At 54.3% G+C, this 1177-nt stretch carries 1 protein-coding gene; it reads right to left on the bottom strand.

Going from position 1 to position 1177, the window contains the following annotated elements:
* On the bottom strand, window positions 1–1177 hold a 1177-nt coding region (locus tag AC1DYI_RS36300), incomplete at both ends, for a sensor histidine kinase (protein WP_477208931.1).

Here is a 1177-nt window from a genome sequence, read left to right as displayed (position 1 = left end):
ATGCCTTCCTGGCCGTTCACCGCCAAATAAACGTCAAACCCACGTCCGCTCAGCAAGTCTTTCAGCATTTCCCGGTTTGCAACCACGTCGTCGACCACCAGGATCTTCTTTCGAAGCCCGCGATACGCCACGGCCAGGCGCGTCGGCGCAACCGGAAGAATATCGCTGGCACCGACAGGCACCACAATCTCGAAAGTGAATCTGCTGCCAGCGCCAATATGACTGGTCACTTGAATATCGCTGCCCATCAGGCGCACCAGCTGTTGGCTGATCGAAAGCCCCAGCCCGGTGCCGCCCGATTTTCGACGCGTATCGCCAACTTGCTCAAATGGCTGAAAAATACAGTCCAGTTGGGTCTTGCTGATACCGACGCCGGTATCTTCGATCTCAAAAGCCAAGCGTGTCTTATTGGCGCTTTCATTGGTGGCCGAGACCCTCATTCTTATGTATCCGAAATCGGTGAACTTGATCGCATTCCCGAGAAGATTGAGGAGCACCTGGCGCAATCTATTTTCATCCAGCATCACAGTATGCGGCAGATGCATTGACGGCTCAAAGATCAGCTGCAGAGTCTTTTGTTCTGCGCGTACGCGCATGATGTCCACAATGCCTTGCAAGAAGGCCTTCAGTTTGACAGGCTCGGGCAGCAATTCGAATTTCCCGGATTCGATCTTTGCCATGTCGAGCAAGTCTGTGATCAGTGCCAGCAAATGCTCGCCGCTTTGCTGAATGGTATTCAGACCGGCTGTCTGCCGCTCGCTCAAGCCCTTGTCGTACTTGAGAATCTGTGCATAGCCAAGTATCGCGTTCAGCGGGGTGCGCAGTTCATGAGTCATGCTCGACAAGAATTTGCTCTTTGCCTGATTGGCGATATCGGCACGCTCCTTCGCTGTTTGCAGTTCGCTGGTTCGCTCCCGAACCAGTTCTTCCAGATGATCACGGTGGCGTTGGAGTTCCTGCTCCGTCAATGCGCGCTGTTCTATATCCTTTTCCAGCATCAAATTCTTGGTTTCAATTTCGCTGAACAAGGCCTGCAACGCGCGGCGCGTATGCTCCAGACTGACGCCCAAGCTGCCCAGTTCATCCTTCTGCTCCCATACAAAAGGTGTGGCAAGGTCGCGTGCCGCCAGGCGGCCAGATTCGCGCATCAAACGTTTGACGGGGTCCAACACGCGAC

The sequence above is a fragment of the Ideonella sp. P3_A4 genome (assembly GCF_056403075.1).
This window is presented reverse-complemented; position numbering and strand designations above follow the sequence as displayed.